Genomic DNA, 25161 nt, shown 5'->3' on the forward strand with positions numbered 1-25161 from the left:
ATGGCCTGGTGTCGTCGGCGCCAAGTGGACCAGTTCAAGGCGTGAGCGCGGGGCGAGCACCGTGGCGGACACGAGCCGCGGGAACGGCCGCCTGCCAGGAGTCGCCGGATCTCTGCCACGGTGAGGTCGACCATGGTGCGTGAACCGTTTCTGCAGCCCCCTTTGATGCCGCGGCTGCGGCCATCGCGGCCAAGAACGCGTGGGCGAGCATGGCCAGGGTGATGTGTCGCATCCAGCCGGTGTAGCGGCGGACCTCGTACTGGTCCAGGCCGCACTCGTTCTTCGCGGCCTGGAAACACTCTTCGATCGCCCAGCGCATCCCGGCGATCCGCACCAACTGCTCTACAGTGGCGTCAAGTTGTGCGTAGGCGAGGAAGTGGGCGATCTCGTCGGGCTTGGTCGGGCTGCGGCAGGCCAGCGCCCATCGGCGGCGGACGAGAGTCTCGTCCTGGTAGTCGTACTCGGCCACGGCCGGCAGCCGGATGGCCGCCCAGTCGTAGATGCGTGGTCCCTTGGCGCCGTCCCCGCACGAGATCCGTTCCCAGGCCTCCGCCGGGGCCTGGGCGAACAGCCAGTCGATGCGTGGACATCCCACGCTGAACTGGGACTTGGGCACCGCCAGGACGTAGCCGACGCCGGACTGTTCGAGCAGGCGCCGGAAGCGACCCTCCTGTCCGTAGGCGGAATCCGCGGTGACCCAGGCGATCGGCAGCTCGGAGGCGAGCGCACGCAGCACCATGACCTTGGCCAGGTCGCCCTTGGTGTGGAAGTCCCGCTCGTCGGGGATCTTCGCCGCGCGGCAGCGGTCCCGGTCCTCGGTCCAGGACTTGGGCAGGTACAGCCCCCGGTCGACCAGGGCCCGGCCCTTGGCGGAGGCGTAGGCCGCGAAGACCCCGATCTGGCAGTTCTCGGTACGGCCGGCGGTGCCGGAGTACTGGCGCTGCACGCCCGCGGAGGTGATGCCCTTCTTGATGAAGCCGGTGTCGTCGAGGATCAGGACACCGTTGATCTCGCCGAGGCGTTCGGCGACGTAGTGCTGGAGCTCGTCGCGGATCTCGTCCGCGTCCCAGCGGGAACCTGCAAGCAGGTGCTGCAGCCCGTCAGGGGTGGCATGACCTGCGTATTCGGCCAGCTGCCAGCCGTTCTTGCGGCCGACCGGGCCGAGTAGGCCGCGAACGTAGTCGCGCATTCGGCGGCGTGGCTCCACGCGGCCGAAACGGTGGCCGACACGGAGGAAGAGGTCGTCGAGTTCGCGGTCCCAGCTCTCGGCTGCAGGCTCGTTGATCACAACGGGACGCTGCCCCCGTCGCTGCCATTACCAACGCCGGCTGCACACGATCGAGGGGCGGTCCCAGGAAGACCGCCCCTGACGGGCATCAGCCCACTACACTCACCGCGCAGCCTTCTGATCAGGCAAAACGTCGAAGTCCTGCTGGAGTACTAGGCGGTTTGGCCGGGTGGCGGCCGGGCGGCTGTCCGGGCCCGCCTCCCCGGTGGTCGCCGGGCCGGCCGCCCGGTGGTGGGCCGCTGCTCGGGTGGCATATGCCCGGCCCGGTCCGCCCGTCGGATCTCGGCCCAGTCCGTCGCGGGGCCCGATCACCGCGCCGGACTTTCGGCGGAGGGCGCGAGGGGCGGAAGTGCCTGGGGCGGGTCATCGTTGATCCCGCCGCTCAGCGGGTGGATTTTCACCTGGAGTCGAGAATCCGTTCTCCCGGGGAGCGTGGGGCGATATCCGAGTTGACCGTTTTCTGCCGGAAGGGTGGGTGATCTCCCTTCTGGCGCCGGCGGCGGCCGCGAAAGAGCGCCCGCCGCTGTTCGTCGGCGCACCGCCTCCGGCCTGCGCATGTCCCGCCCGATGGGCCGGACGGCGCACCGGAAGGACGCCGTAAGTGGACGAAGCGGCCGGTCCGGCCGGCCTCGTGGCCGGAACGTGACCTCGGATTCGTTATGGGTCTTGTGAGGGTTGATCTCGGCCCCGCAGACTCCAACACGCAGAATCTGACTGAACGTGATCACTCCGTTTCCTTCTGTGGCGGCTGGGTCGCCTGGGGTCGGCAGCGAACAACGCGTCAGCGTTGCGGGAAAGGGTGAGTTGTCATAGTGCCGCTGTCTCTTGAAGAGCACGAGGCCCTCGGCGCCGCACAGCGGGAGCAGTTTGCGGAGTCGGGGTATCTGGTCCTTCCCGGGCTTCTCCCGGCTTCCTTCCGGAACAGGCTCGTGTCCGAAGTGGACCGGTGGGTGGACGAGGGCCTGCGAGCCCGTTCGATAGCCAGCTGCGTCGATCCGGACACGCACGGCGTGCCCCCGGTTCTGGAACTGGAATTACCGGGGCACGGTCAGCTGCTCACCCATCAGGCCCTGATGCGTCTGCTCGCCGACCTCATGGGCTCCCCGTTCGTCTTCCACCATCTGCACAGCGACCGGCAGAGCCCCGGTGTCACGGGCAAGCCCTGGCACCACGACTACGAGCCCAACGACAGCTCGGAGCCGTCGCTGTTGATGGTGCACGCACTGCACTACCTCGGCGGCCTGGACGAAACCGTCGGCAGTCTCGCGGTGCTGCCCGGCTCCCACCGCGGGTCCGCCGGCAAGACCGCGCTCGCCCACCTCGGCACCGCCGAGCTGCCGGGCGAGGTCGTCATCGACCGGCTGCCGCCCGGTTCCACGGTCCTGCTCAACTCGGCGCTGTTCCACGCCCGCCGGCCGGCGCCGGGAGGGGGCGGCCGTCCCCGGTACTTCGTGGACGCGTCGTACTGCCAGGTGGGAGCGCGCTGGCGGCCGGTGAAGCCCTTCTGGCGGCGGATGCTGGCCCGGGCGAGAGAGCTGAACCTCGACGGCGGGCAGTGGCCGGAGCTGTTCGCGGACCGGCATTTCACCGAGTACACGAGGACGGCGTGAAGGGCGGCGGTGTGGAGGTTGTCAGCTCGGTCACGTTCGCCGAGGTCCGGGCGGTCTACCTGCGTGACCATCCGGCCGGGCGGGCGCACGAGGCGAACACCAACCAGGAGGGTGAGGAGAACCTCCAGCGTGCCGATCAGCTGCTCGGCAGCTGGTGGCGGGTACGGCTCGAGCGGGCCGAGGTCCTCGACGTCGTCCTGCCCTGGCACCTCAGCGAGGGTGGCCGGATCGAACTCGTCCCGCGTTCGGGGCTGACGGTGCGCCAGGCCGTGGACCGCATCCGGGCGGGCGGACGGGCGTGGGCCGAGGCGAACCCGGTGTGCGCGGCGAAGCTCGACCGTCTGGAGCGGGCACCGCTCTCCCCGGTGTACCTCAGCACTCGGCCGGTGCCGCACTCCGACTACACGGACCTCCGCGTCAGGGAGGGGCTCATCCACGTCGACGGCCTGCACCGCATGATCGCCTGGGAGCTGGCCCGGCGCCTTCCGCGCGGGGCGTGGCTGGACGCGTTCGTGGCGGGTGACATCCGGACCGATCGCGTCCAGACAACAGGCCGGACCCGAACCTCATGACGCTGCCCGCACGAACCGGAGACGAACTCACGTGATGCCTGCGATACGGCCCCTCTCGTCGCTGACCGATCTGTTGGCGCACAACGCTCTCGCCCACCCGCACCGGACCGCCCTGAGTGACGGGACCCGCTCGTTCGACTACCGCCGGCTCGACGCCGTGGCCCGCCGTGTCGCCGGCCTGCTGCGCGCGGCGGGCGTCGGCCGCGGCGCCCGGGTGGCCCTGCTCGGCCCCCGGGACGCCCGGCTGTTCGCGCTGCTGCACGGCGTCCTGCGGTCGGGTGCCACCGCGGTGGTGGTCGACAGGGAGTGGTCGGGGCCGGATGTCCGCAGGCGGCTGGACGCGGTCGAGGCCGGCTGCGCGCTCACGACGGACGCGGCGGTGCGGGCACCGGAGCCCCATCGGACGCTGGTCGTCGACGTCGACGCCGAGATCAACGTTGGCGCGGGCGCGGGCGCGGACACGGACACCGGCTCCGGCTCCGACGTCGTCGCCGTACCTGCCGTGACCGGCAGCGCCGCCGGCCTGCCGGGGCCGGGCTTCGCCGCGGCGGGTCCGCCGACGGATCTGGCCTACCTCTCCTTCACCTCGGGTTCGGGCGGCGAGCCGAAGGCCGTCGCCGTCACCCACGCCAACGCCGTGCACTACGCGCGGTCGCTGCGCGGCCGGCTGGGCCTGACCGATGCCGACGCCCCGTGCGTCGCCCACGTCACCACCCTGGCGGCCGACCTCGGTCACACCTCCTGGCTGCTCGCGCTCGCGACCGCCGGTTCGGTGCACGTGGTGCCCGACCACGCGACACGTGATCCCGAGTCCTTCTGGGCCTCGCTGCACGGCGCGGGGGCGTCGGTGCTGAAGACCACACCGTCGCACCTCACGGCGCTGCTGGAGGGCCGGCCCGCCACGAGTCCTGCCCTGCACACCGTGCTGCTGGGCGGCGAGGCTCTGCCACGAACGCTGGCCGCCGCCCTGCTCGACGACGGTGTCGCGGACCGGGTGGTCAACCACTACGGCCCGACGGAGACGACCGTCGGCGCCACCTGCTTCCTCGCCCTGGCGGCGGGCGACCTGCCGGCGGACGAGGCGACCGTCCCCATCGGTACCGCGATCGGCGAGGTGGACCTCAGGCTGCTGGACCGGCACACCGGCCGCCCCGTCCCCGACGGGGTGGCGGGTGAACTGCTGATCGGCGGGAAGGGCGTCAGCGCCGGCTACTTCGGCCGGCCCGACGAGACCGCCCGCCGCTTCGTCCGGTACGAGGAGGAGGGGGCGGCCCCCGCCACGGTGTACCGGACGGGCGACGTGTGCCGTCGCCGGCCCGACGGAAACCTGGTCTTCCTCGGCCGGTCCGACCGCCAGGTCAAGGTCCGGGGCTTCCGGGTCGACCTCGCGGAGATCGAGCGGGCGATCGAGGAGTCCCCGGTCGTCGTCCGGTCCGTGGTGGTCGCGCGGGACACCCCCGCGGGCATCCAGCTACGCTCCGCCGTCAGGATCGCGGACGGCTGCGAGGACACCCCGGCGGTGGACGCACTCCGCGCCCACCTGCACGACCGGTTACCCGGGTACTCCGTACCGCAGGTGATCGTCCCGGTGGCGGAGTTCCCGATCGGCCCGAACGGAAAGCTCGACCGCACGCGTCTGGACGCGGTCATGAGCGGGATCATCGAGGACCGGGCGCGACACCCGCAGACCGGTCAGGAGGCCTCCGCGGAGCGGACCGCCCCGGCGCTGGCCCGCTCCATCGCGGAACTCTGGGCGAGCGCTCTCGGCCTGCCTTTCCTCAGCCCGCACGCCGATGTGGTGAGCCTCGGCGGGGACTCGATCCTCGCCATGCGCACGGTCGCGCTGGTGCGCCGGGCCGGGTTCCGCATCGTGTTCGAGGACTTCTACCAGCACCCGACACCGACCCTCCTGGCGGCCGCCGCCCGTCCGGCGACGGAGGACGGTCCGCCGGCGCCAGGGCCGGCGCGGCGCGGGGACCGGTCCCTGGCGCCGGCCCAGCGGTGGCTGTTCCGTCAGCCCCTCGACGACCTCCGGCACTGGAACCAGTCGGTGTTGCTGCGCTGTGCGGTGGCCGTCGACGCGGCGGCGCTCTCGGCGGCCGTCGAGGGCCTGCTCCGGCGCCATCCGGTCCTGCGGCAGCCGGTCCTGCCGGACGGTCCCGGTGCTCCGCGGCCGGTCGGAGAGCTGGACGTGGTGTCGTTCTCCGCGATCCCGCGGCAGTCCGGCCCACGGGCGGAGGCGGTCGACCGGGTCTGCACCGAACTGCACCGCAGCCTCGACCCCGCCGCCGGGCGGCTGATCCGGGTCCACCTCTTCACCGGCCCGCCGGGCGTCGACGACCGGCTGGCGGTGATCGTGCACCACCTGGCGGTCGACGGCCTCTCCTGGCGCATCCTGCTCGACGACTTCGCCCGTGCCTACCGGGCGGCGTTGTCGGGGCAGCCGGCGGACCTCCCGCCGACGGCCGACTTCTACGAATGGGCCACCACGTCGCCGCCGGCGTCGACGGCCCCGGGGGTGGACGCGCCACGGCTGCCTGCGGCCGGCCTGACCGGCGGCGGTGAGGCGGCGGCCGTCACCTGGGCCCTCGACCGCGCTGCGACCGCCCGGCTCGTCGCGCGGTACGGGCGGGGACAGGGGCTCGAAGCGCTCCTGCTGTCGGTCTTCGCCGACGCCACGTCGGCCTGGAGCGGGCAGTCCCGTCTCGCGGTGGAGGTCGAGACGCACGGCCGCGATGTCACGGCCGCCGAGGGCGAGTACCTCGACACCGTCGGCTGGTTCACGGCGGTGAAGTGGGTGGCCCTCGACGCCGTGGGCCGCGACGCCGTGGGCCGCGCCGACGGTGGCGGTGACGGTGGAGGCGGCAGTGACGAGGGCGGCGGCGGTGCGAGCGGCCCCACGACGGCCGAGCGGGTGCGCGAGGTCGGGCGCCGTGTCCGGGAGGCACCCCAGCTGCCGATGGACGTGGCCGGTCCGCGCCCCGAGGCCGGGTTCAACTTCCTCGGGACGTTCCGGCTGCCGGACGATCCCGCACTGGGGTGGTCCGTCGCGCAGGAGCAGGCCGGTACCGCCCGGTGCGCCGGCGGGGACCCGCTCTACCTGCTCCGCCTCACCGCGCGCATCGTCGAGGAGCGGCTGGTCGCCGACCTCGTCCACACCTGGCCGGCGTTGTCGCACGGGGATGCGCACGGCATCGTCGACGCCTTCGCCCGCGGCGTGGCGGCCGCGGCCGGGGTGCCGGCCCCGCCCTGCGCCAAGGCGCCGCTGTCGACCTCCGGCCAGGTGCTGCACCCGGGCCGGGCGTCATCGGGCCGGCTGCCGCACCCCGGCCGACTGCTGCACCCCGGCCGCGTGCTGGGCTCCGGCCGTGTGCCGGACTCCGGCAAGGAGACACCCTCCGGCATCTCCCGGTGGCGGGTGCGCGAACCCGTCCGGGTGCTCCTCACGGGGGCCACCGGCTACCTGGGCAGGCATCTGCTCACCGAGTTCGCCGAACGGGGAGCGCGGGTCACCTGCCTGGTGCGAGCGGAACACGACGCCGCCGCCGCGCGACGGCTCGGCCTCGGACCCGGCCGGGTCGAGGCGGTCGCCGGCGACATCGACCGGGAGGGCCTGGGGCTCTCCCGGGACGGCCTGGCCCGCGCCCGCGGCGCCCAGGTGGTCGTCCACGCCGCCGCGGACGTCCGTCTGGTGGCGTCACCCGCCGACCTGGAGCGGACCAACCACGCGGCGGTCCGCCGGCTGCTGGCCTGGGTCGACGCCGAGGCACCGGGGGCCGCCTTCCACCACGTCTCGACGCTCGCCGTCGCCGGCGTCGTCGACGGACCCGCCCGCCGTTTCAGCGAGGCCGACCTGCGGATCGGCCAGAGCTTCCGAACCCCCTATGAGCGGGCGAAGTTCGGCGCGGAGGAGACCGTCCGGGCGTGGGCGGCCTCGGGCCGTCCGTGGTTCGTCCACCGCAGCGGTCACATCGCGGCGCACAGCCGCACCGGCGCTTTCCAGCGCAACATCGGGGACAACCGGATCTACCAGCTCGTCCGCGGCTACGTGCTGGCCGGTGCCGCGCCGCGCCGGCCGGCGACGACCTTCGCGTTCTCCCACGTGGACACCGTGGCCGCGGGGATCGCCGCGATCGCGACGGACCCGTACTCCGCGCCCGGCGTCTACCACGTGGAGACCCCCTACCAGGTGCCCCACGACGAGCTCGTCGGCTGGCTGGCGGAGTACGGCTACCCGGTCGTGCTGACCGACGACGACACCTTCGCCGAGGCCCTGGCCCGCGCCGAGCAGACCCACCCGACCGAGGCCAGGCTGGCCTCGGCCTGGTCCCAGCTCGACGACCGCAACATCGTCGTCGACAGTTCCTACACGGCATCCGTGCTCGGCCGGGCCGGAGTGCGCTTCGCCGCACCGACCCCGCAGTGGTGGTCCGCTGCCCTGGCGTGGGCCACCGAAGCCGGATTCCTCCCGCAGGCCGTGCTCTCCGGCCGGACGGCCTGACCACGACCGACCCCGCACCCCGGTCACCGCTGCCCCGCCACCGCCGCCGCGCCACTACCGCCCGGCCACTGCCGCCCCGCCACCTCCGCCCGGCCGCCGCCAAGTCAAAACAGCCCCGTCACAGCAGCCCCGGCACAGCAGCTCCCGTCACCACCGCCCCGCCACCACGCTCCACCGAACCGAGGGTAGGTCCGATGTCCCAGCTTTCTCCGGTGCTCAAACAAGCCACGCCCGTCGTCGCGGTCCGCGGCGAAGGGGTCCACCTCTTCGACGCCGACGGCCGGCGCCACCTGGACTTCACCTCCGGCGTCGGGGTGACCAGCACGGGACACTGCCACCCGCGGGTGGTCGAGGCCGTGCGGCGACAGGCCGGCCGACTGATCCACGGGCAGTACACGACCGTGCTGCACGAGCCCCTGCTCACGCTCACCGAGCGGCTCGGCGAGGTGCTGCCCGACGGGTTGGACTCGCTGTTCTACGTCGCCTCCGGCAGCGAGGCGGTGGAGGCCGCCGTGCGGTTGGCCCGGCACGCCACCGGCCGGCCGAACGTCATCGTGTTCGACGGCTCCTTCCACGGGCGCACGATGGGAGCGGCGGCCCTCACCACCGCGGGCAGCCGGTTCCGCGCCGGCATCGGCCCGCTGATGCCCGGCGTCGCGGTGGCACCGTTCCCTTCCGCGTTCCGGCTCGGGATGACCGAGGAGGCGGCCGTGGAGCACGCCCTGCGGGGCCTCGACCACGTGCTCGCCACCGTCAGCGCCCCCGACGAGACCGCCGCGATGTTCGTCGAACCGGTCCTCGGCGAGGGCGGCTACGTCCCGGCCCCGCCCGGCTTCCTGGCCGGACTGCGCGAGCGGGCGGACCGCCACGGCATCCTGCTGGTGTTCGACGAGGTGCAGAGCGGGTTCGGCCGGACGGGCAGGTTCTGGGCCCACCAGCACGACGACGGCGTCGGGCCGGACGTCCTGGTCACGGCCAAGGGACTGGCCAGCGGCTTCCCGCTCTCCGCGATCGCCGCGCCGACGGCGCTGATGCGCAGGGCCTGGCCGGGCTCGCAGGGCGGGACGTACGGCGGCAACGCCGTGGCGTGCGCCGCCGCGCTCGCGACGCTCGACGTCATCCGCGACGAGCGCCTCGTCGAGAACGCCGCCGAACAGGGCGGGCGGCTGGCCGACGGGCTGCGCGCGGTCGCGGCCACGGCCCCGGCCATCGCCGACGTGCGCGGGCTGGGGCTCATGCTGGGCAACGAGTTCTGCCACCCCGACGGTTCGCCCGACCCGGCCGCCGCGAAGCGCGCCCAGCAGGCGGCCGCCGACCTCGGCCTCCTGCTGCTGACCTGCGGGGTGCACCTGAACGTCGTCAGGATGATTCCGGCGCTGGTCGTCACGGCCGGGCAGATCGACGAGGCGGTGGCACTGTGGTCGAAGGCCGTGGCCGCGGCGACCGACTGAGAACCCCGGGACCGACGAGAAGGAGGCGTGCACGACATGTCCGATGGCACGGTGGCCGAGATCGGCTGGAGCAGCGCCGATCTGGAATCCCGACGCAGGCACTGGTCGCTCCCGCTCGCCGGCGGCGACCGACGGCTCCTGTGGGCCGACGCGCAGGCCGGGGCGTGGAGCGGGGCGGAGAAGGTGCGCGAGGCGCTCGGCACCTTCGTGCGCGACAGCATCCGGTCGGTGGGCTTCGCGCACGTCGGTGGTCTGATCGATCCGTCCGCGGCCGAGGACGCCGTCGTGGCGGGCCTGTCGTTCGTGCTGGGGGAGTTCGGGGAGATCGTCGCCCAGAACGCCCGGGGCGACCTGACCCAGGTGCTCCGCGACCGCGACGGTGACGGCGCTGCCGAGCTCGGCTTCCACTGCGACACCTGTGACCTGCTCGTCCTGCTCTGCCTGCAACCGGCGGTGCGGGGAGGCGGGTTGACCAAGCTGGCCAGCGCGCGCCACGTCCGCGACCTGATCGGGCGGGAACGGCCGGACGTCCTCGCCACGCTCGAAGAGGACTGGACCTTCGACCGGACCGGCCGGGCCGGCGAGCAGCTCGTCGTCTCCCCGATCCTCTTCACCGAACCCGACGGCACCGTGGGCTGCTACTACCAGACCCGCACCGTCCGGACGTCGCCCGAACGAGGCGGCCCGCCGCTGAGCGCACGCCAGTGGGAGGCCCTCGCCGTCCTCGACGAGGTCCTCTACCGGCCGGAGATCGCCTTCGGCCTGGCCATGGCCGCCGGTGACCTGTTGGTCATCCGCAACAGCCGTGTGCTGCACGGACGTTCCCCCTACATCGACGAGCCGGGCCCGAAGTCCCGCCGGATGCTCAGGGTCTGGATGAACACGGAGGTACTGTGACCGCCGACGCAGCGGGAAACGGCAGGATCGCCATCGTCACCGGCGGTGGCAGCGGGCTCGGCAGGGCCGGTGCGCTCGCCCTGCTCGACGCCGGATGGTCGGTCGTGGTGGCCGGCCGGCGCAAGGACGCGCTGGAGGAGACCGTCGCCCTGGCAGGCCTCGACCAGCGGCGGACCGCCGCCATCCCGGCCGACATCAGGAGCCCCGAGCAGGTCGAGGCCCTCTTCCGGAGCGTTCGCGAACGCTTCGGCCGGGTCGACCTGCTGTTCAACAACGCGGGCGCCGCCACGGCGCGCAGGCCGATCGCGGACGTGCCGTTCGAGGACTGGAGCCGGGTGATGGACACCACCGTCACCGGTACCTTCCTCTGCGCCCAGGAGGCCTTCCGCACCATGCGGTCGCAGTCACCGGCGGGTGGCCGCATCATCAACAACGGTGCACCGTCCGCACATTCGCCGCGGCCGAACTCCATCGCCTACACCACGGCCAAGCACGCCGTGCTCGGACTGACCCGGGCGCTGGCCCTGGACGGCCGGCAGTACGGCATCGCCTGCGGCCAGATCGACGTGGGGAACGTGGCCCCGGTCGACGGAAGCCCGCAGCCGCCCGCGATGCAGGCCGACGGGAGGATGGCCGTCGAGGCGACGATCCCCGTGGAGCGCTTCACCGAGGCGCTGCTGTTGATGGCGTCGATGCCGCTGGACACCAACGTGCAGTTCCTCACCGTCCTGCCGACGACGATGCCGTTCATCGGAAGGGGCTGAGCAGGTGCTCGTCAGTGCCCGATCCTTCGACGAGTACCGGGCGATGTTCGCGCTGTCGGACCACGACCTCTCCCTGCGGATCCTGGACTGCCCGGGCGGGGCGGCGAGCTTCGTGGCGGGGGCCGGCGCCCGCGGCACGGACGCCGTCGCCGTCGACCCCCAGTACGCCCACGGCGGGGAGCGGCTGGGCGCGTTGGCGCTGAAGGAGATCGCCTACAAGCACGCGTTCCTCGCGGAGAACGCGTCGGGTTTCGTGTGGACCTGGTTCGAGGACGTCGAGAGCTACACCCGGCTGCGCGCCGAGGCCGCGCGGACGTTCGCCGCGGACGCCGCCGCGCGCCCGGGCCGCTACCTCGCGGCCGCCCTGCCCCGCCTGCCGTTCGCGGACCGGTCCTTCGACCTCGTCCTCAGCTCCCACCTGCTGTTCTCCTACGGCGCACAGCTCGACGAGGAGTTCCACCTGGACTCCCTGATCGAGCTGGCGCGCGTGGCCCGCCGGCAGGTGCGGCTGTTCCCGGTGGTCCTGCACACCAGCGACAGGCCGTACGCCGCACTCGACCGGATCCGGCAGGAGCTGGCCGGCCACGGCATCCCGAGCCGGCTGCGGCGGGTCGACTACGAGTTCCAGCGCGGGGCCGACCAGGCCCTCGTGCTGGACTGCACCGACCACCGCGCGCTCCCGCGCGCCGAGCCCTCCGACCGCGCCGGCGCCGGTGCCTTCGACCCGGTGCGGTGGCGGCATCTCGGCGCACACCCTGGGTACGGCGCGGCGCCGGACGGGTGAGGCTCCGGCCCCGCCCCGCCCGTCCTCAGTGCGCGGCGGCCAGCAGCTCCCTGGTGTAGTCGGTGTGCGGGGCGGTGAACAACCGGTCCCGGCCGGTGGATTCGACCAGCCGCCCGCGGTGCATCACGGCGACCCGGTCGCAGAAGTGCCGCACCACGGCGAGGTCGTGCGACACGAACAGGAAGGCGATGCCGAGCCGTTCGCGCAGCTCCATCAGCAGGTTGAGGACCTGGGCCCGGACGGAGACGTCCAGCGCGGAGACCGGCTCGTCGGCGATGATCAGCCGCGGTTCGGGGGCGAGCGCCCGGGCGATGCCGATCCGCTGGCGCTGGCCGCCGGAGAACTCGTGCGGGTAGCGGTCCAGGTGGGCGGCGGGCAGGCCGACCTGTTCCAGCAACTCGGCGGAGCGCTCCCGACGTTCGGCGGCGGAGAGCGCGGTGTGCAGCCGCAGCGGCGTGTCGAGCGTCCGGGCGACGGTGCGGCGCGGGTTGAGCGAGGCGTACGGGTCCTGGAAGACGAGCTGGACCTCGCGGCTGAGCCGGCGCCGGAGTGCCCGGTCGGGGGTGGTGGCGTCGACGCCGTCGTAGCGGATCCGGCCGGTGGTGGCGGGCTGGAGGCCGGCCAGCACCCGGGAGGTGGTGGACTTGCCGGAGCCGGACTCGCCGACCAGGCCCAGCGTCTCGCCGGGGGCGATCCGCAGGCTCACGCCCTCGACCGCCCGGACGGGTTCGGCGCGCAGGCGGGGGAGCCGCCGCCGTCCGGGGAAGTGGACGGCGAGGTCCTCGACCTCGACCAGCCACCCGCCCGCCGCCGGAGCCGTCCGCCCCCCGAAGGCGAAGGCGGCCGATGGTGACGGATCGTCAACGGTCGGCAGAGGGGTGCCCGGTACGGTGTCCCGGGTGAGCGCCGCACCCACCAGGGCCCGGGTGTAGGGCTGTCGCGGCGCGGCCAGCAGCGAGGGCGTCGGCGCGGACTCCACCTCCACCCCGCCGCGCAGGACCAGCGTCCGGTCGGTCGTCCCCGCGACCACGCCCAGGTCGTGGCTGACCAGCAGCACGGCGGTGCCGTGCTCGCGCTGCAACTCGCCGAGCAGGTCGAGCACCTGCCGCTGGACGCGGGCGTCGAGCGCGGTGGTGGGCTCGTCGGCGATCAGCACGTCGGGGTCGTTCATCAGGGCCATCGCGATCATCACCCGCTGGCGCATGCCGCCGGAGAACCGGTGCGGGTGGTCGTGGGCCCGGGCGGCCGGGATGCCGACCCGGTCCAGCATCGCGGCCGCCCGCTGCCGGGCCACGGCACGGCCGGCGCCGGGGTGGTGCAGGCGGTACATCTCGGCCAGCTGCGCGCCCACGCCGTGGAACGGGCTGAGCGAGGTGAGCGCGTCCTGGAAGACCAGGGCGACCCGGCCGCCGCGCACCCGGCGCAGCACGGACTCGGCCGCGCCGACCAGCTCCTGCCCGCGAGACTCCCCGCCACCCGACTCCGCTGACCCCGACGCCGACGCTGACCCCGACGCCGTCCTCGCCCCCGCCAGCCGGATCGAGCCGGTGACGGTGGTGGTGCGCGGGTCGTGCAGGCCGAGCACGGCCAGGCCGGTCGCCGACTTGCCGGAGCCGGACTCGCCCACCAGGCCGAGGACTTCACCGCGGGCGAGGTCGAAGGAGAGGCCGCGGACGGCGTGCACGGGCGCGCCGCCACGCGGGTCGGCGAAGGTCACCGACAGGCCGCGGACGCTCAGCACCGGATCGGCCGATACGGCGGACGCGCCGGAGGTGACGGACGCGCCCGAGGTGGCGGCCAGGGCGGTCGGGGCAGGCAGGGCGGACGGGGTGGTGGAGGCGGTCATGGAGGACTCCGGAACGGCAGAGGGGCGGGTCAGCTGAGGCGGATGCGCGGGTCGAGCCAGGCCACCGCCAGGTCGGCCAGCGCGACGAGGAGCACCACGAAACAGGCGGCCAGCAGAACGGCGCCCACCACGGCCGGCAGGTCCTGCCCTGCGACGGCATCGGCGGCGAAGGTGCCGACGCCGTTCAGTCCGAACACCGTCTCGGTGATCACCGCGCCGCCGAGCAGCGCGCCGGTCTCCAGGCCGAGCAGCTGCACCAGCGGCCCGGCGGCGCCGCGTGAGGTGTACTTGAGGTGGGTGCGCAGCCGGCCGAGGCCCTTGCCGCGCGCGGTGCGGACGTACTCCTCGTTCATCGTCTCCAGCAGCTGGGAGCGCGAAAGCCTCGCGAAGACGGCCGAGTTGACGAATCCGAGGACGAGCCAGGGCAGCAGCATCCCGCCCGCCCAGGCAGCCGGGTCCTCGGCCGGCGGGGTGTAGGAGGGCAGCGGCAGCAGACCTGTGGTGTAGACCAGCGCCCACTGGGCGACGTACCCGAGGAAGTAGATCTGCACGCTGGCGCCGACCAGGGTGAAGCCGGAGAGCAGCCGGTCCGTCCGGGTCCCGTGGCGCAGCGCGGAGACGAAACCGGTGCCGAGGCCGAGCAGCACCAGGACGGCGAGCGCGCCGGCCGTCAGCGAGAAGGTGACCGGCAGATGGTCGACCAGCGCCTCGGTGACGGGCTGGTGGAGCCGGTAGGAGTAGCCGAGGCAGGGCGCTTCGCAGTGGACGGCCGAGCCGTCCACGTCGCTGATCTCCCGCCCGGCGACCACCCCGGCGAGATAGTCGGTGTACTGGGTGAGCAGCGGTTGGTCCAGGCCCATGCTCTGGCGGACCGACGCGACCTGGCCGGAGTCGCAGCGCGGGCCGCAGGCGGCGCGGGCCGGGTCGGCGGGGGCGGCGTAGAAGAGGACGAAGGCGGCGGCGGAGACCGCGACCAGGACGGCGAGGGCCTGGAGGGTCCGCCGCAGGGCGAAGGAGAGCATGGCCGGTCCGAATCGGGGTGCGTCGGGGTGGCCCCACCCGCGGGCAACAGACGGGGCCACCAAGGGACTTCGGGGCGTCAGGACTTCAGGTAAAGCCAGGCCGGGCTCACCGACCCGTAGATCGGGTGGATGAACGCGCCGCCGACGTTGCTGCCGCGCAACTGGTTCATGTTCGGGTAGGCGAAGGGCAGCACCGGCACGTCCTTCATCACGGTCTGCTCCAGCGCGTACAGCTCCCCGGCCTTGGCGCGCGGCTCGCCGATCTGGTTGATCCGGTCGATCTCCCTGTCCACCTCGCCGTTGTGGTAGCGGGCGGAGTTGAGATCGCTGTTGGCGCGGCCGTCGAAGGAGAACGGGACCAGGGTGGACGGCGTCGGCCAGTCGACCGAGCTGGTCTCCTCGAACAGGTCGTAGGGGGAGTCGGCGCGGTGCGCCTCGTCCAGCAGCGCCTTGGGGTCGACCGGCTTGGGCACGATGGTGATGCCGGCCTTGGCGAAGCCGTCGACCAGCACCTGGGCCACGCGCTGCCCGACGGGCGTGTTGGCGTAGGCGTAGGTGAGCGAGGGGGACGCCTGCCCGGCCTTGGCGAGGGCGGCCCTGGCGGCCTCCGGGTCGCCCTCCGGCCTGGCCGGGTAGAGGTCGTACTTCTGCCAGTCGACCAGTGCGGGCGAGCTGAGCGTGGTGGCCAGTTCGCCGGCCCGGCTGCCGCCCTGGACCTGGCGGGCCTGCTGGCGCGGGTAGGCGAGGTGGAGCGCCTTGCGGACCTCGACGTCGGGCACCCGCTCGTTGTTGATCACCAGCTGGGTGACGAAGGCGCCCTGCCGGCCGGAGACCACCAGCTCCTTGGCCCTGGGATCGGTGTCGACGGTCTGGTAGAGCTCGGGGGAGAGCTGGGTGGACACCGTGGTGGCGTCGGCGCCGCCGTCCCGGCCGGAGAGGATCTCCTGGTTGATGTTGAGCGCCTCCTTGCCGTAGGTGAAGACGAACCTCTCCGGGTACTGGTTGCGGATCGGGTCCGTCTCCGGCTTCCAGTGCGGGTTGCGCTCCAGCACCATCCGGGTGTTCTGGACGTGCTCGACGATCCGGTACGGGCCGCTGGCGAACGGCAGCCGGTCGTACTCCGTCCCGGTGTCCTTGTCCTTGCGCACCGGGGACGAGGAGGACTGCGCGGCCATGTACGGCACGTCGGCCTGCGGCTGGGGGAAGTGGAAGACGATGGTGCGCTCGTCCGGCGTCTCGATCGCGGCGAGGTCGCCGTCCTGCGGGCCGCCGTACTTCTTGCGCGCGTCGTCGTAGCTGGCCTCGCCGGTGAGCCACTGCGGCCAGTACGGCGGGCCGACCTCGTAGCCCTTGCCGAAGGTGCGCTCGATGCCGTACCTGACCTGCTGGGAGGTGATCGGCAGACCGTCCTCCCAGGCCACGCCCTCCTTCAGCCGGTACGTCCAGGTGCGCCCGCCGTCGGCGGAGGTGCCGGTGTCGGTGGCGAGGTCGCCGACCAGCCGGGCCTTTCCGTCGACCACCTGGTACTGCGTCAGCTGGCGGCCCCAGAGCAGCGAGGTGTTGTAGGCGGCGCCCGCGTAGACCTTCTGCGGGTCGAGGTGGCGGAACTCGGTGGTGTTGTAGACGTTGACCGTGCCGCCCGGGCGGGCGCCGGGAACGGCGGGGGCGGGTCCCGCGCTCTCCTTCTCGGTGCCGAGCGCGGCGGTCAGCGGCGAGGCGTCCTTGGCGGCGACGCCGCCGGTGCCGGAGCTGGGGCCCGCGCCGGCCGAGCAGGAGGTCGCCAGCACGGCGGTGGCGACGACGGCGAGGGACGGTTTGATCCAGCGCATGGCGAGTCTCTCCTTGCCCCGGGGTGCGGGGCGGCTAGGTGTGCCCCGGCGGGTGCGGGGGCGGTCGCGTGAAAGGGGCGGTCGGGTGAGGGGAGCGTCCGGGGGAGAAGGCGGCCAGGCGCGAGGGGCCGCCAGGCGGAACGGGGAGGCAGGCGAAACGGAACGAGAGGACTCAGTGCCCGGTGCGCGGGTCCAGGGCGTCCCGGACGGCGTCGCCGAGCAGGTTGAAGGCGAGCACGAACAGCAGCAGGGCCACGCCCGGGAAGAACATGTAGGTCGGGTCGGCCTGGAACACCTCGGAGCCGCGGGCGATCATCCGGCCCCAGTCCGGGACCGGTTCGTCGATGCCGACGCCGAGGAACGAGAGCACCGCCTCGGTGGCGACGAACGTCGGCACCGCCATCGTGGCGTGCACCAGCAGCTGCGCCCGCACATTCGGCAGGAGTTCGCGGAAGACGATATGGAATCCGCTCGCGCCCAGGGCCCGGGCGGACTGCACGAAATCCCTTTCCCGAAGTGACCGGACGGAGGCGCGCAGGGAAAGCGCGAGCGGAATCCAGCCGAACGCGGAGAACACCAGGATCAGTACCAGGAACTGCATCCACTCCGGCTCGGCACTGCCCGGATCGACCAGTCGGGACTGGATGACCGGGCTGAGCGCGAGCAGGAGGAGCAGCGTCGGGAAGGCCAGCAGGACGTTGGCGAGGAAGCCGAAGAGCCGGTCGGTGATCCCGCCGAGGTAGCCCACCGCGACGCCGGCCAGCACGCCGAGGGCGGTGGTGACGGCCGCGGCGGCGAAGGCGATCAGCAGCGAGGTGCGGATGCCGTAGAGCAGCTGGGTGAGGACGTCCCGGCCGAGCCCGGGCTCCAGGCCGAACCAGAAGTCGCCGGAGATGCCGCCGTTCGGCGCGATCGGCAGTCCACCGTCGCTGAGCAGGCCGGGCGCGTTCTGGCCGTAGTGCTCGGCCGGGTTCCTGCCGTACAGGGCGGCGATCAGCGGTGCGGCGAGCGCGAGCAGGAGGAAGAGCAGGACGACGGCGAGCGCGGCCGTGCCGACCCGGTCGCGGCGGATCCGGCGGAGGAGGTTCTGCGGGGCGGACGCGGCCCGGCGCGCCGCCCCGGCCGACTCTGTGACTGTCTCGACCACTGCCATGAGAGGCGTACTCCCCGAATTCTCCGCCGCCCCGTGGGTGAGGGTGCGCTGGTGTGCATTTCCGGGCCGGCCTTCGGGGGTTTCCCGGCGGTCGGCCGAGAGCCATCAGACCGGACACCACCGGACTTCCGCAAATCATTCCGACCCGAACTCCGGTGCAATGTTTCGGGGAATATGACGGCTTCATTCCGCCGCAATACCGCTGTTGCAGAAGAACGGACATAGCAGGTCAAAAGCAATGGCCCGTCCCGCATTCTGAGATCTCCGCCACAGTCCGCCCGGTGTTGATACGATCCGGGTGAGCCGCGACTGGCGCGCAGGGATGGAATCAACCATCGGGGAGCGGCTCCGTGGACCTTCACGTCACAGTTGCCGAGCGCCTGGGCCGTCCGAACTCGTCACGAGGAGACTGCCTTGGCCCAGCACCCCCACACCGCCGCCAGCGCCACCGCCAACACCGCCTTCCGCAGCGCGCTGGACACCGTCCGCGAGGTCGAGCCGCGGATCGCCGCCGCCATCGGCCAGGAGATCGAGGACCAGCGGGCCTCGCTCAAGCTGATCGCCAGCGAGAACTACGCCTCCCCGGCCGTCCTGCTCGCCATGGGCAACTGGCTCAGCGACAAGTACGCCGAGGGCACCGCCGGCCGTCGCTTCTACGCCGGCTGCCGCAACGTCGACACCGTCGAGACCATCGCCGCCGAGCACGCCCGCGCACTCTTCGGTGCCGACCACGCCTACGTCCAGCCGCACTCCGGCATCGACGCCAACCTGACCGCCTTCTGGGCCGTCCTCTCCCAGCGGGTCGAGAGCCCGGCGCTCGAGCGCGCCGACGTCCGCAACGTCAACGACCTCACCGAGCGGGACTGGGCCGAGCTGCGCCAGGAGCTCGGCAACCAGCGGATGCTCGGCATGTCCCTGGACACCGGCGGCCACCTCACCCACGGGTTCCGGCCCAACATCTCCGGCAAGATGTTCGAGCAGCGCAGCTACGGCACGGACCCGGCCACCGGCCTGATCGACTACGACGCGCTGCGCGCCACCGCCAAGGAGTTCCGCCCGCTGATCCTGGTGGCCGGCTACTCGGCCTACCCGCGGCTGGTCGACTTCCGCAAGATGCGCGAGATCGCGGACGAGGTCGGCGCGACCCTGATGGTCGACATGGCGCACTTCGCCGGCCTGGTCGCGGGCAAGGTGCTGACCGGCGACCACGACCCGGTGCCGCACGCCGACATCGTCACCACCACCACCCACAAGTCCCTGCGCGGCCCGCGCGGCGGCATGGTGCTCTGCACCTCCGAGCTGGCCGAGCACGTCGACCGTGGCTGCCCGCTGGTGCTCGGCGGCCCGCTCCCGCACGTGATGGCCGCCAAGGCGGTCGCCTTCGCCGAGGCCCGCCGCCCCGAGTTCCGGGTCTACGCCCGCCAGGTCGTCGACAACGCGCAGGCCCTCGCCGAGGGGCTGCTGCGCCGCGGCGGCAAGCTGGTCACCGGCGGCACCGACAACCACCTCGTCCTCGCCGACGTCTCGGGCTACGGCCTGACCGGCCGCCAGGCCGAGGCCGCGCTGCTGGACTCCGGCATCGTCACCAACCGCAACTCCGTCCCGCAGGACCCGAACGGCGCCTGGTACACCTCCGGCGTCCGCCTCGGCACCCCCGCGCTCACCACCCGCGGCCTCGGCACCGCCGAGATGGACGAGGTCGCCGCTCTGATCGACACCGTCCTGCGCGGCACCACTCCCACCACCACCTCCACCGGCGCCCCCTCGAAGGCGCAGTACGCCCTGGACGCCGCCCTCAGCGAGGGCATCACCAAGCGCGCCGCCGACCTCCTCGCGGGCTTCCCGCTCTACCCGGGCGTCGACCTGGTGTGACCCGCCTGGGGGTGCGCGCTTCGCCGCGCGCACCCCCAACAGGAGCAGTACTGCCGCGACTTGTACCGGGAACTCCTCCCGGCATGCCGGCCCGGTCCGCGGCCGAGGCCGGAGGCCCTGTCACCGCCGAGTGGGGTGGGCGGGTGGAAGCGGCCGCCGTCGAGCCGATCCGGCCGGCGCCCGGCCGGGCCGTCAGCGGGGCGTCCCCGCCCGGCTTGACGGTGCCCGGAACGGTCGGCGGCGTGCGCCGGCACCACCTCGGCCGTGATCAGGTGCAGCGGGCGGTTCGACGGCGTGATCGCCGCGGCCACCCCGGGCCGGCTCGCCGGGAGAGCACCACCGAGCCGCCGATCCGCTCCTCGAAGGGGTCCTCGGCGAGCGGCGACAGGTACGGCCGGCGACAGGCTCGCGTGGCGCCGCCGACATCCGCCGTGGCGCCGCCGACGTCCGCCGGCCGGGACGATGCGAGCACCTGTTCGACGGCCGGTCGGGCGCCGGTTCCGACCCGGCACCCAGGCCGCCGCCCGACCTGCCGCCGGACTCGCCGTCCGACCTGCCGCCGGACCTGCCGTCCGACCCGCCGCCGGGCCCGCCGTCCGAATCGACATCCGGGCCCGTCTCCGAGCTCTCCCACCGCCGTCCGGGTCGCCTGCCCGGCAGAGGCCTTACCGGCGATCGACTGTGAGTGTTTTCCGTGCAAACTCTCCTCAACTCCGCCCGGTGGCAGGTAGATTGCAGCCCAATCGGGCGCGGGGTACCAGCGGTGGCACGAATCCGAGCGGGTTCTCGCCGTGCCGGGTCGACGGCTGCTCCGGATGATGGGAGGAGGCTTCCGCCTCCCGCCCCGCGTATCCGTGCCCGGGGAACGCCCCCAATGGTCGTCCGTAGCGTGTAAGGAGCAACCTCGTGAGCGACGCCGCGTTGAGCACCGAGCAGCACCGGCCCGCCGAGCCTGCTGTGCTCGATGACGTCCCCGGCTGGTTCTGGGACCACGACCGCCACCTGTTCGAGTGGTTCCTGGCTCGCCAGGAGAAGGCGGGGGTCACCGGGGACCTCCTGGAGATGGGCGCCTACCTGGGGCGCAGCGCGATCGTGATAGGCGGCCACCTGCAGCCGGCCGAGACGTTCACGGTGTGCGACCTGTTCGACTCGGACGCCCCGGACGACGAGAACGCCGCCGAGATGACCATGTCTTATCGCAAGACGCTGACCCGGTCCGCGTTCGAGTCCAACTACCTCTCGTTCCACAAGTCGCTGCCGGAGATCATCCAGGCGCCCACCTCCAGCCTGGCCGGCGGCCGCATCCCGGCCGGTGCCTTCCGTTTCATCCACATCGACGCCTCGCACCTGTACGAGCACGTGGTGGGGGACCTCCAGGTGGCCCGGGCGGCGCTCCAGCCGCAGGGCGTGGTGGTACTGGACGACTACCGCTCCGCGCACACCCCCGGTGTCGCCGCCGCCACCTGGGAGGCGGTGTTCAACCACGGCCTCAAGCCGATCGTGCTCACCGAGTGCAAGTTCTATGGCACCTGGGGCGACCCCGAGCCCGCCCAGCGGGATCTGCTGGACCGGATCGGCCTGGCCGAGGGCTGTCACCTCAGCGTCGAGACCCTGAACGGGCAGCAGGTGCTGCGGCTCAACGGCACCTCCGACGGCATCGAACCGTTCCGCCCCTCCCGGCACTACGACCGGCTCGCCGTCGAGGCCGCCCGCCGCGAGGCCGAGGAAGCCCGCCATGAGGCGTTGCGCGCCCAGGAGGAGGCCGCCGAGGACCTGGCCGTCCGCCGGGCCCGCGCCGCCGAGCGCCGTCGGCCGGCCAATGTGGCCAAGCGCGTCGCGGGGGACCTCCTCCCGCCGGTGGTCACCTCCGCCATCCGCCGCGCCCGCCGGGGCTGATGCCAACGTCCCCACCCGTACCGAAAGCCGCGTGGCCCGAGAGGCCGCGCGGCTTTCGGCGTTCTTGCGGCGAGTACCCGCGAGGTGTTCCGGCGCGGGTTCTCGGCGCAGAGCCGGCCTGCGTTCCGGCGAGGACATCGAGGGGCCGGCCGCCCTCAGTCGCGCGTCGGCAGCCCCGCCTCCGCGCCCAGCACGCCGAGCGTGCGCCGCAGCGCCTCCCGCTCGGACCCGCCCAGCGAGGCGGTGAGCTCCGCGTCCAGCCGGTGCGCGAGCGCGGTGCAGTCACCGAGCAGGGCCCGGCCGGCGTCCGTCAGCGCAAGCACCTGACGGCGCCGGTCCGCCGGGTCGCGGACGCGGTCCACGGCGCCGATCTGCTCCAGGTGGTCGGCCAGCGAGACCACCAGGCTGGGCGCGACCGCCATGATCCGGGCCAGCTCCAGCTGGGACGGCGGTGCGCCGGAGTCCAGCGCCACCATCAGACCGACGTGCTTCGGCTTGAGTCCGAGCTCGGCCAGTGCCTCGGTGAACCGCGCCGTGACGACGCTGCCGAGCGTGCCGAGCCGGAAGACCAGGGACGCCGTCAGCGGTGAGGGGTTGACATCGTTCACGCGCGGAACGCTAGCATGCAGAAACAATTCACAGCTCGAACGATTTGAGGTCTGATCCAATGCTGCGCCGCTCCGTCCTCACCCCCGTCTCCGCCCGCGCCATCGTCACCACGCCCACCGGTCGGGGCATGCGCGCTCTGGTGATCGCCAACGCGGCCGGCGCCGCGCTCTCGATGGCGTCCGGCATCGTCGGCCTGCTCTCCCCGGAGCTGGCCCTGCCCGGCTCCACCGGCCCGGCCGGCCCCCTCGCCGAGCTCTACGTCCAGGCGTACGCCGCCCGCGCCCTCCCGCTCGGCGCCGCCCTCCTGCACCAGTTGCTGATCAGCCGGACCGGCCGCGGCCTCGCCCCGCTGCTCCTGGTCTCGGGCGCGGTCCAGGTGGCCGACGCGGCCATCGGCGTCTCCGCCCACAACCCGGGCATGGCCGCCGGCGGCACCCTCCTCGCCCTCCTCCACCTCGGCCTCGCCGCCCGCCTCACCCGCCCGTCCCGCACCCCGGCCTGACCGCCCCCGTCCCGGAGTCTGACCGCCCCCGTCCAGGCCTGACCGCCCCCGCCCCGGAGCGCAGAGCCCGGTGCCGCTCCACCCCCCCCGCCACGGCAAAGCGCCGGCCGAGAGAACTCGGCCGGCGCTTTGCGTGACAGACGTCAGATGCCTCAGACCCGCGAGGGCTCGCCACTCTGGTGCGGGATGGTGGCGGTGCCGTCGGCCTCGGCCGCGTCGGCCAGCTCGCGCTTGACGTCGGCCAGCGAGGGGTTGTCCCACGCGCTGGCGACGCCCCAGCGGTAGAAGGCGAGGCCGATCGCGGCGACGACCAGCAGGTCCCAGCCCTCGGGCAGGTAGCCCTGGCCGCCGAAGTCGGTCGAGCCGGCCCAGGAGACGGCGGCCATCACGAAGAGGTAGGCGACCATCCAGGCGCCGGCCTTGAGGTGCGGCCTGAGCTCGGCCCACGGCTTGCGCAGCTCGTACCAGGCCCAGATCGGCAGGCCTGCGGCCATCAGCAGGATGACCTTGCCGGTCAGCGGCCAGCGGGCCCAGTAGAGCACCAGGGAGCCGAAGACCATGGCGACGGGGGCGATCACCGGCATCGCGCGCAGCCGGACGGGGCGGGGGAGCTCGGGGGCGAGGCGGCGCAGCGCCATCACGGCCACGGGGCCGGTGATGTACGAGATCACGGTGGCGACGGACACGATCTCGGCGAGCGAGCCCCAGCCGCGGAAGACGGCGAGGAAGAGAAAGGCGATCAGCAGGTTGAGCAGCAGGGCCGGGCGCGGGATGCCGGTCTTCGCGTCCACGCGGCCGAACAGCTTCGGCAGGTGGCCGTTCTCCTGCACGCCGTGGATCATGCGCGAGGTGGTGGCGGCGTAGATCATGCCGGTGCCGCTGGGGGAGACGAAGGCGTCCGCGTACAGCAGCAGGGCCAGCCAGTTCATGCCCCAGGCGATCGACAGGTCGGCCAGCGGGGAGGTGTAGCCGAGGCCGCTCCAGCCGTTCGACAGGTCGGCGGCCGGGACGGCGCCGAGGAACGCGATCTGCAGCGCGACGTAGATCACCAGGGAGATCAGGATCGAGCCGATCACCGCCTTGGGCAGCGACTTGCCGGGGTTGCGCGCCTCACCGGCCAGGTTGAGCGGGGACTGGAACCCGTTGAACGCCCAGACGATGCCGGAGACGGCGACGGCGGTGAACACCGCGCTCCAGCCGTTCGGGGCGAAGCCGCCGTGGTCGGTGAAGTGGGCGGTGTCGAAGTGCGCCAGCAGCAGGGCGCCCGCGGTCAGCGTCGGGACGACGACCTTGAACACGGTGATCGCGGTGTTGGTCTTGGCGAACAGCGTAATCGCGAACCAGTTCAGCGCGAAGTAGCCGACCAGCAATACGCTGGCCAGCGCGACCCCGCTGAGGGTCAGTTCCTTCCCGTCGTAGAGGCCCTGCGCCCAGCCGAAGTGCCAGGAGCTCATGTACTGGACCGAGGCGGTCGCCTCGCCCGGGATCACCGAGACGATCGCGATCCAGTTGGCCCAGGCGGCGAGGTAGCCGGCCAGCGAGCCGTGCGAGTACTGCCCGTACCGCACCATGCCGCCGGCCTTGGGGAACATCGAGCCCAGCTCGCTGTAGGTCAGCGCGATGGTGAGGGCCACCGCCGCGCCGATCACCCAGGCGACGATCGACGCCGGCCCGGCGAGCCGCGCCGCCCGCTCCGCACCGAACAGCCAGCCCGACCCGATGATCGAGCCCAGCCCGACGGCCGTCAGGCTGATGGTGCCGAGCGAGCGGCGATAGTGCTGATGGGATGCCGTCGTCGGCTCAGGCGCGCTCAACGTCTCGGTCCTCTGTCTCGTCGGGGTTCTCGTCAGGTCCTCGTCCGGTTCCGGGCTCAGCTCATGGGTCCGGACAAACGCACAGCAGACTATGGTGCGAAAACGGACCAAAGCCTCAGATAAAGCTCAGATCGTTCGATCGTTGCCATCTCGTGTCCGACTATCGGATCCAGATGTCCGCAGGTCAGCGGCCATGGGGGGCTCACGAGGGGGATGCGGGAAGGGGGAGCGGGGCCCTCGCCGACAAGCGGCCGACAAGCGGCCGACAACCCGCCGGGGAAACGCCGGGGAAAACGCCGACGGGGCCGGGGAGGCCCGGGCGGCCGGAAAAGAGAAATTCCCCGTGGGAACTCTTTCGAGTTCCCACGGGGAATCGCGGTGTCCGAGGGGGGACTTGAACCCCCACGCCCGATAAAGGGCACTAGCACCTCAAGCTAGCGCGTCTGCCATTCCGCCACCCGGACGGGGTGTGTGCTTCGGGGGCTTTTCTCTCGCCCCCTCGGCGACAGAGAGAACATTACCAGGCTTCCGGAGTGCTTCTCACCTGCGTTTCCCCGGCGGGGATCGCCGGGGTGGCAGGGATGGATCGCGAAGGTGAGCGAATCGGTGGTTCAAGGGCGAGAAGCGGTCGGGTTGCGACCGGCTGACGGTCGGAACCGGTCGCGGGTGATCCGACACGGCCAAGTTGTCGACGGTGCCACGGAGCCGGGGGCGGCTCTCCTAGCCTCTGTGGACCGAGGGCGCCATGAGC

The 25161-nt window shown here is 72.8% G+C and carries 17 protein-coding genes, 1 tRNA gene and 1 riboswitch; of the genes, 10 read left to right on the forward strand and 8 right to left on the reverse strand.

Going from position 1 to position 25161, the window contains the following annotated elements:
• Positions 1 to 34: 34 nt before the first annotated feature.
• The gene (locus tag ACZ5WK_RS05130; protein WP_465545062.1) at positions 35 to 1288 is read right to left on the reverse strand and encodes an IS701 family transposase; all 1254 of its coding nucleotides are present in this window, start codon (positions 1286 to 1288) and stop codon (positions 35 to 37) included.
• Positions 1289 to 2100: 812 nt separating this feature from the next.
• Here ACZ5WK_RS05130 and ACZ5WK_RS05135 point away from each other — a divergent pair.
• The 7 genes from ACZ5WK_RS05135 to ACZ5WK_RS05165 all read left to right on the forward strand — a co-directional run bounded on the left by ACZ5WK_RS05135 (position 2101) and on the right by ACZ5WK_RS05165 (position 11867).
• Positions 2101 to 2898, forward strand: coding sequence for a phytanoyl-CoA dioxygenase family protein (locus tag ACZ5WK_RS05135; RefSeq protein WP_465545064.1), 798 nt, complete (start codon positions 2101 to 2103; stop codon positions 2896 to 2898).
• A gap of 11 nt (positions 2899 to 2909) precedes the next feature.
• The gene (locus ACZ5WK_RS05140) at positions 2910 to 3470 is read left to right on the forward strand and encodes a DUF6309 family protein (RefSeq protein WP_465545066.1); all 561 of its coding nucleotides are present in this window, start codon (positions 2910 to 2912) and stop codon (positions 3468 to 3470) included.
• Positions 3471 to 3504: 34 nt separating this feature from the next.
• Positions 3505 to 7971, forward strand: coding sequence for an AMP-binding protein (locus ACZ5WK_RS05145; protein ID WP_465545068.1), 4467 nt, complete (start codon positions 3505 to 3507; stop codon positions 7969 to 7971).
• A 194-nt stretch (positions 7972 to 8165) separates the two neighbouring features.
• On the forward strand, positions 8166 to 9422 hold the full coding sequence (locus ACZ5WK_RS05150) for an aspartate aminotransferase family protein (RefSeq protein ID WP_465545070.1): 1257 nt from the start codon (positions 8166 to 8168) through the stop codon (positions 9420 to 9422).
• A 36-nt stretch (positions 9423 to 9458) separates the two neighbouring features.
• Complete coding sequence (locus tag ACZ5WK_RS05155; RefSeq protein WP_465545072.1) at positions 9459 to 10319, forward strand: TauD/TfdA family dioxygenase; 861 nt, start codon at positions 9459 to 9461, stop codon at positions 10317 to 10319.
• On the forward strand, positions 10316 to 11083 hold the full coding sequence (locus ACZ5WK_RS05160) for an SDR family oxidoreductase (RefSeq protein WP_465545074.1): 768 nt from the start codon (positions 10316 to 10318) through the stop codon (positions 11081 to 11083). The genes ACZ5WK_RS05155 and ACZ5WK_RS05160 overlap by 4 nt, the downstream gene beginning before the upstream one ends.
• A gap of 4 nt (positions 11084 to 11087) precedes the next feature.
• Entirely contained in the window at positions 11088 to 11867 is a 780-nt protein-coding gene (locus ACZ5WK_RS05165) for a methyltransferase domain-containing protein (protein ID WP_465545076.1), read from the forward strand.
• A 25-nt stretch (positions 11868 to 11892) separates the two neighbouring features.
• Here the strand turns inward: ACZ5WK_RS05165 and ACZ5WK_RS05170 are convergent, their stop codons facing one another.
• From ACZ5WK_RS05170 to ACZ5WK_RS05185, 4 genes are all read right to left on the reverse strand, one after another.
• Complete coding sequence (locus ACZ5WK_RS05170; protein WP_465545078.1) at positions 11893 to 13713, reverse strand: dipeptide ABC transporter ATP-binding protein; 1821 nt, start codon at positions 13711 to 13713, stop codon at positions 11893 to 11895.
• A 29-nt stretch (positions 13714 to 13742) separates the two neighbouring features.
• A complete protein-coding gene (locus ACZ5WK_RS05175; RefSeq protein ID WP_465545080.1) occupies positions 13743 to 14735 on the reverse strand; it encodes an ABC transporter permease in 993 nt (330 codons plus the stop codon).
• Positions 14736 to 14812: 77 nt separating this feature from the next.
• Positions 14813 to 16564, reverse strand: coding sequence for an ABC transporter substrate-binding protein (locus tag ACZ5WK_RS05180; protein WP_465545082.1), 1752 nt, complete (start codon positions 16562 to 16564; stop codon positions 14813 to 14815).
• A gap of 172 nt (positions 16565 to 16736) precedes the next feature.
• The gene (locus ACZ5WK_RS05185; protein ID WP_465545084.1) at positions 16737 to 17717 is read right to left on the reverse strand and encodes an ABC transporter permease; all 981 of its coding nucleotides are present in this window, start codon (positions 17715 to 17717) and stop codon (positions 16737 to 16739) included.
• A 295-nt stretch (positions 17718 to 18012) separates the two neighbouring features.
• A riboswitch (ZMP/ZTP riboswitch) is annotated at positions 18013 to 18110 on the forward strand.
• 21 nt (positions 18111 to 18131) lie between these two features.
• Here ACZ5WK_RS05185 and ACZ5WK_RS05190 point away from each other — a divergent pair.
• Positions 18132 to 19589, forward strand: coding sequence for a glycine hydroxymethyltransferase (locus tag ACZ5WK_RS05190; protein ID WP_465545086.1), 1458 nt, complete (start codon positions 18132 to 18134; stop codon positions 19587 to 19589).
• A 906-nt stretch (positions 19590 to 20495) separates the two neighbouring features.
• Positions 20496 to 21485, forward strand: a complete 990-nt coding sequence (locus tag ACZ5WK_RS05195) for a class I SAM-dependent methyltransferase (RefSeq protein ID WP_465545088.1) — start codon at positions 20496 to 20498, stop codon at positions 21483 to 21485.
• Positions 21486 to 21640: 155 nt separating this feature from the next.
• Here the strand turns inward: ACZ5WK_RS05195 and ACZ5WK_RS05200 are convergent, their stop codons facing one another.
• Complete coding sequence (locus tag ACZ5WK_RS05200) at positions 21641 to 22093, reverse strand: MarR family winged helix-turn-helix transcriptional regulator (protein WP_465545090.1); 453 nt, start codon at positions 22091 to 22093, stop codon at positions 21641 to 21643.
• A gap of 59 nt (positions 22094 to 22152) precedes the next feature.
• Between ACZ5WK_RS05200 and ACZ5WK_RS05205 the strand changes: the two genes are divergently transcribed.
• On the forward strand, positions 22153 to 22596 hold the full coding sequence (locus tag ACZ5WK_RS05205; RefSeq protein WP_465545092.1) for a hypothetical protein: 444 nt from the start codon (positions 22153 to 22155) through the stop codon (positions 22594 to 22596).
• 152 nt (positions 22597 to 22748) lie between these two features.
• Here ACZ5WK_RS05205 and ACZ5WK_RS05210 read toward each other — a convergent pair whose 3' ends face one another.
• On the reverse strand, positions 22749 to 24410 hold the full coding sequence (locus tag ACZ5WK_RS05210) for an APC family permease (protein ID WP_465545094.1): 1662 nt from the start codon (positions 24408 to 24410) through the stop codon (positions 22749 to 22751).
• Positions 24411 to 24789: 379 nt separating this feature from the next.
• Positions 24790 to 24874, reverse strand: a tRNA-Leu gene (locus ACZ5WK_RS05215).
• Between the last annotated feature and the right edge of the window lie 287 nt (positions 24875 to 25161).

Source organism: Kitasatospora sp. NPDC032757 (assembly GCF_055579305.1).

Coding starts and splice junctions, on each gene's coding strand:
- ACZ5WK_RS05185 (WP_465545084.1), bottom strand. CDS start 17,717: ATGGCAGTGGTCGAGACAGTCACAGAGTCGGCCGGGGCGGCGCGCCGG.
- ACZ5WK_RS05150 (WP_465545070.1), top strand. CDS start 8,166: ATGTCCCAGCTTTCTCCGGTGCTCAAACAAGCCACGCCCGTCGTCGCG.
- ACZ5WK_RS05175 (WP_465545080.1), bottom strand. CDS start 14,735: ATGCTCTCCTTCGCCCTGCGGCGGACCCTCCAGGCCCTCGCCGTCCTG.
- ACZ5WK_RS05205 (WP_465545092.1), top strand. CDS start 22,153: ATGCTGCGCCGCTCCGTCCTCACCCCCGTCTCCGCCCGCGCCATCGTC.
- ACZ5WK_RS05145 (WP_465545068.1), top strand. CDS start 3,505: ATGCCTGCGATACGGCCCCTCTCGTCGCTGACCGATCTGTTGGCGCAC.
- ACZ5WK_RS05180 (WP_465545082.1), bottom strand. CDS start 16,564: ATGCGCTGGATCAAACCGTCCCTCGCCGTCGTCGCCACCGCCGTGCTG.
- ACZ5WK_RS05170 (WP_465545078.1), bottom strand. CDS start 13,713: ATGACCGCCTCCACCACCCCGTCCGCCCTGCCTGCCCCGACCGCCCTG.
- ACZ5WK_RS05155 (WP_465545072.1), top strand. CDS start 9,459: ATGTCCGATGGCACGGTGGCCGAGATCGGCTGGAGCAGCGCCGATCTG.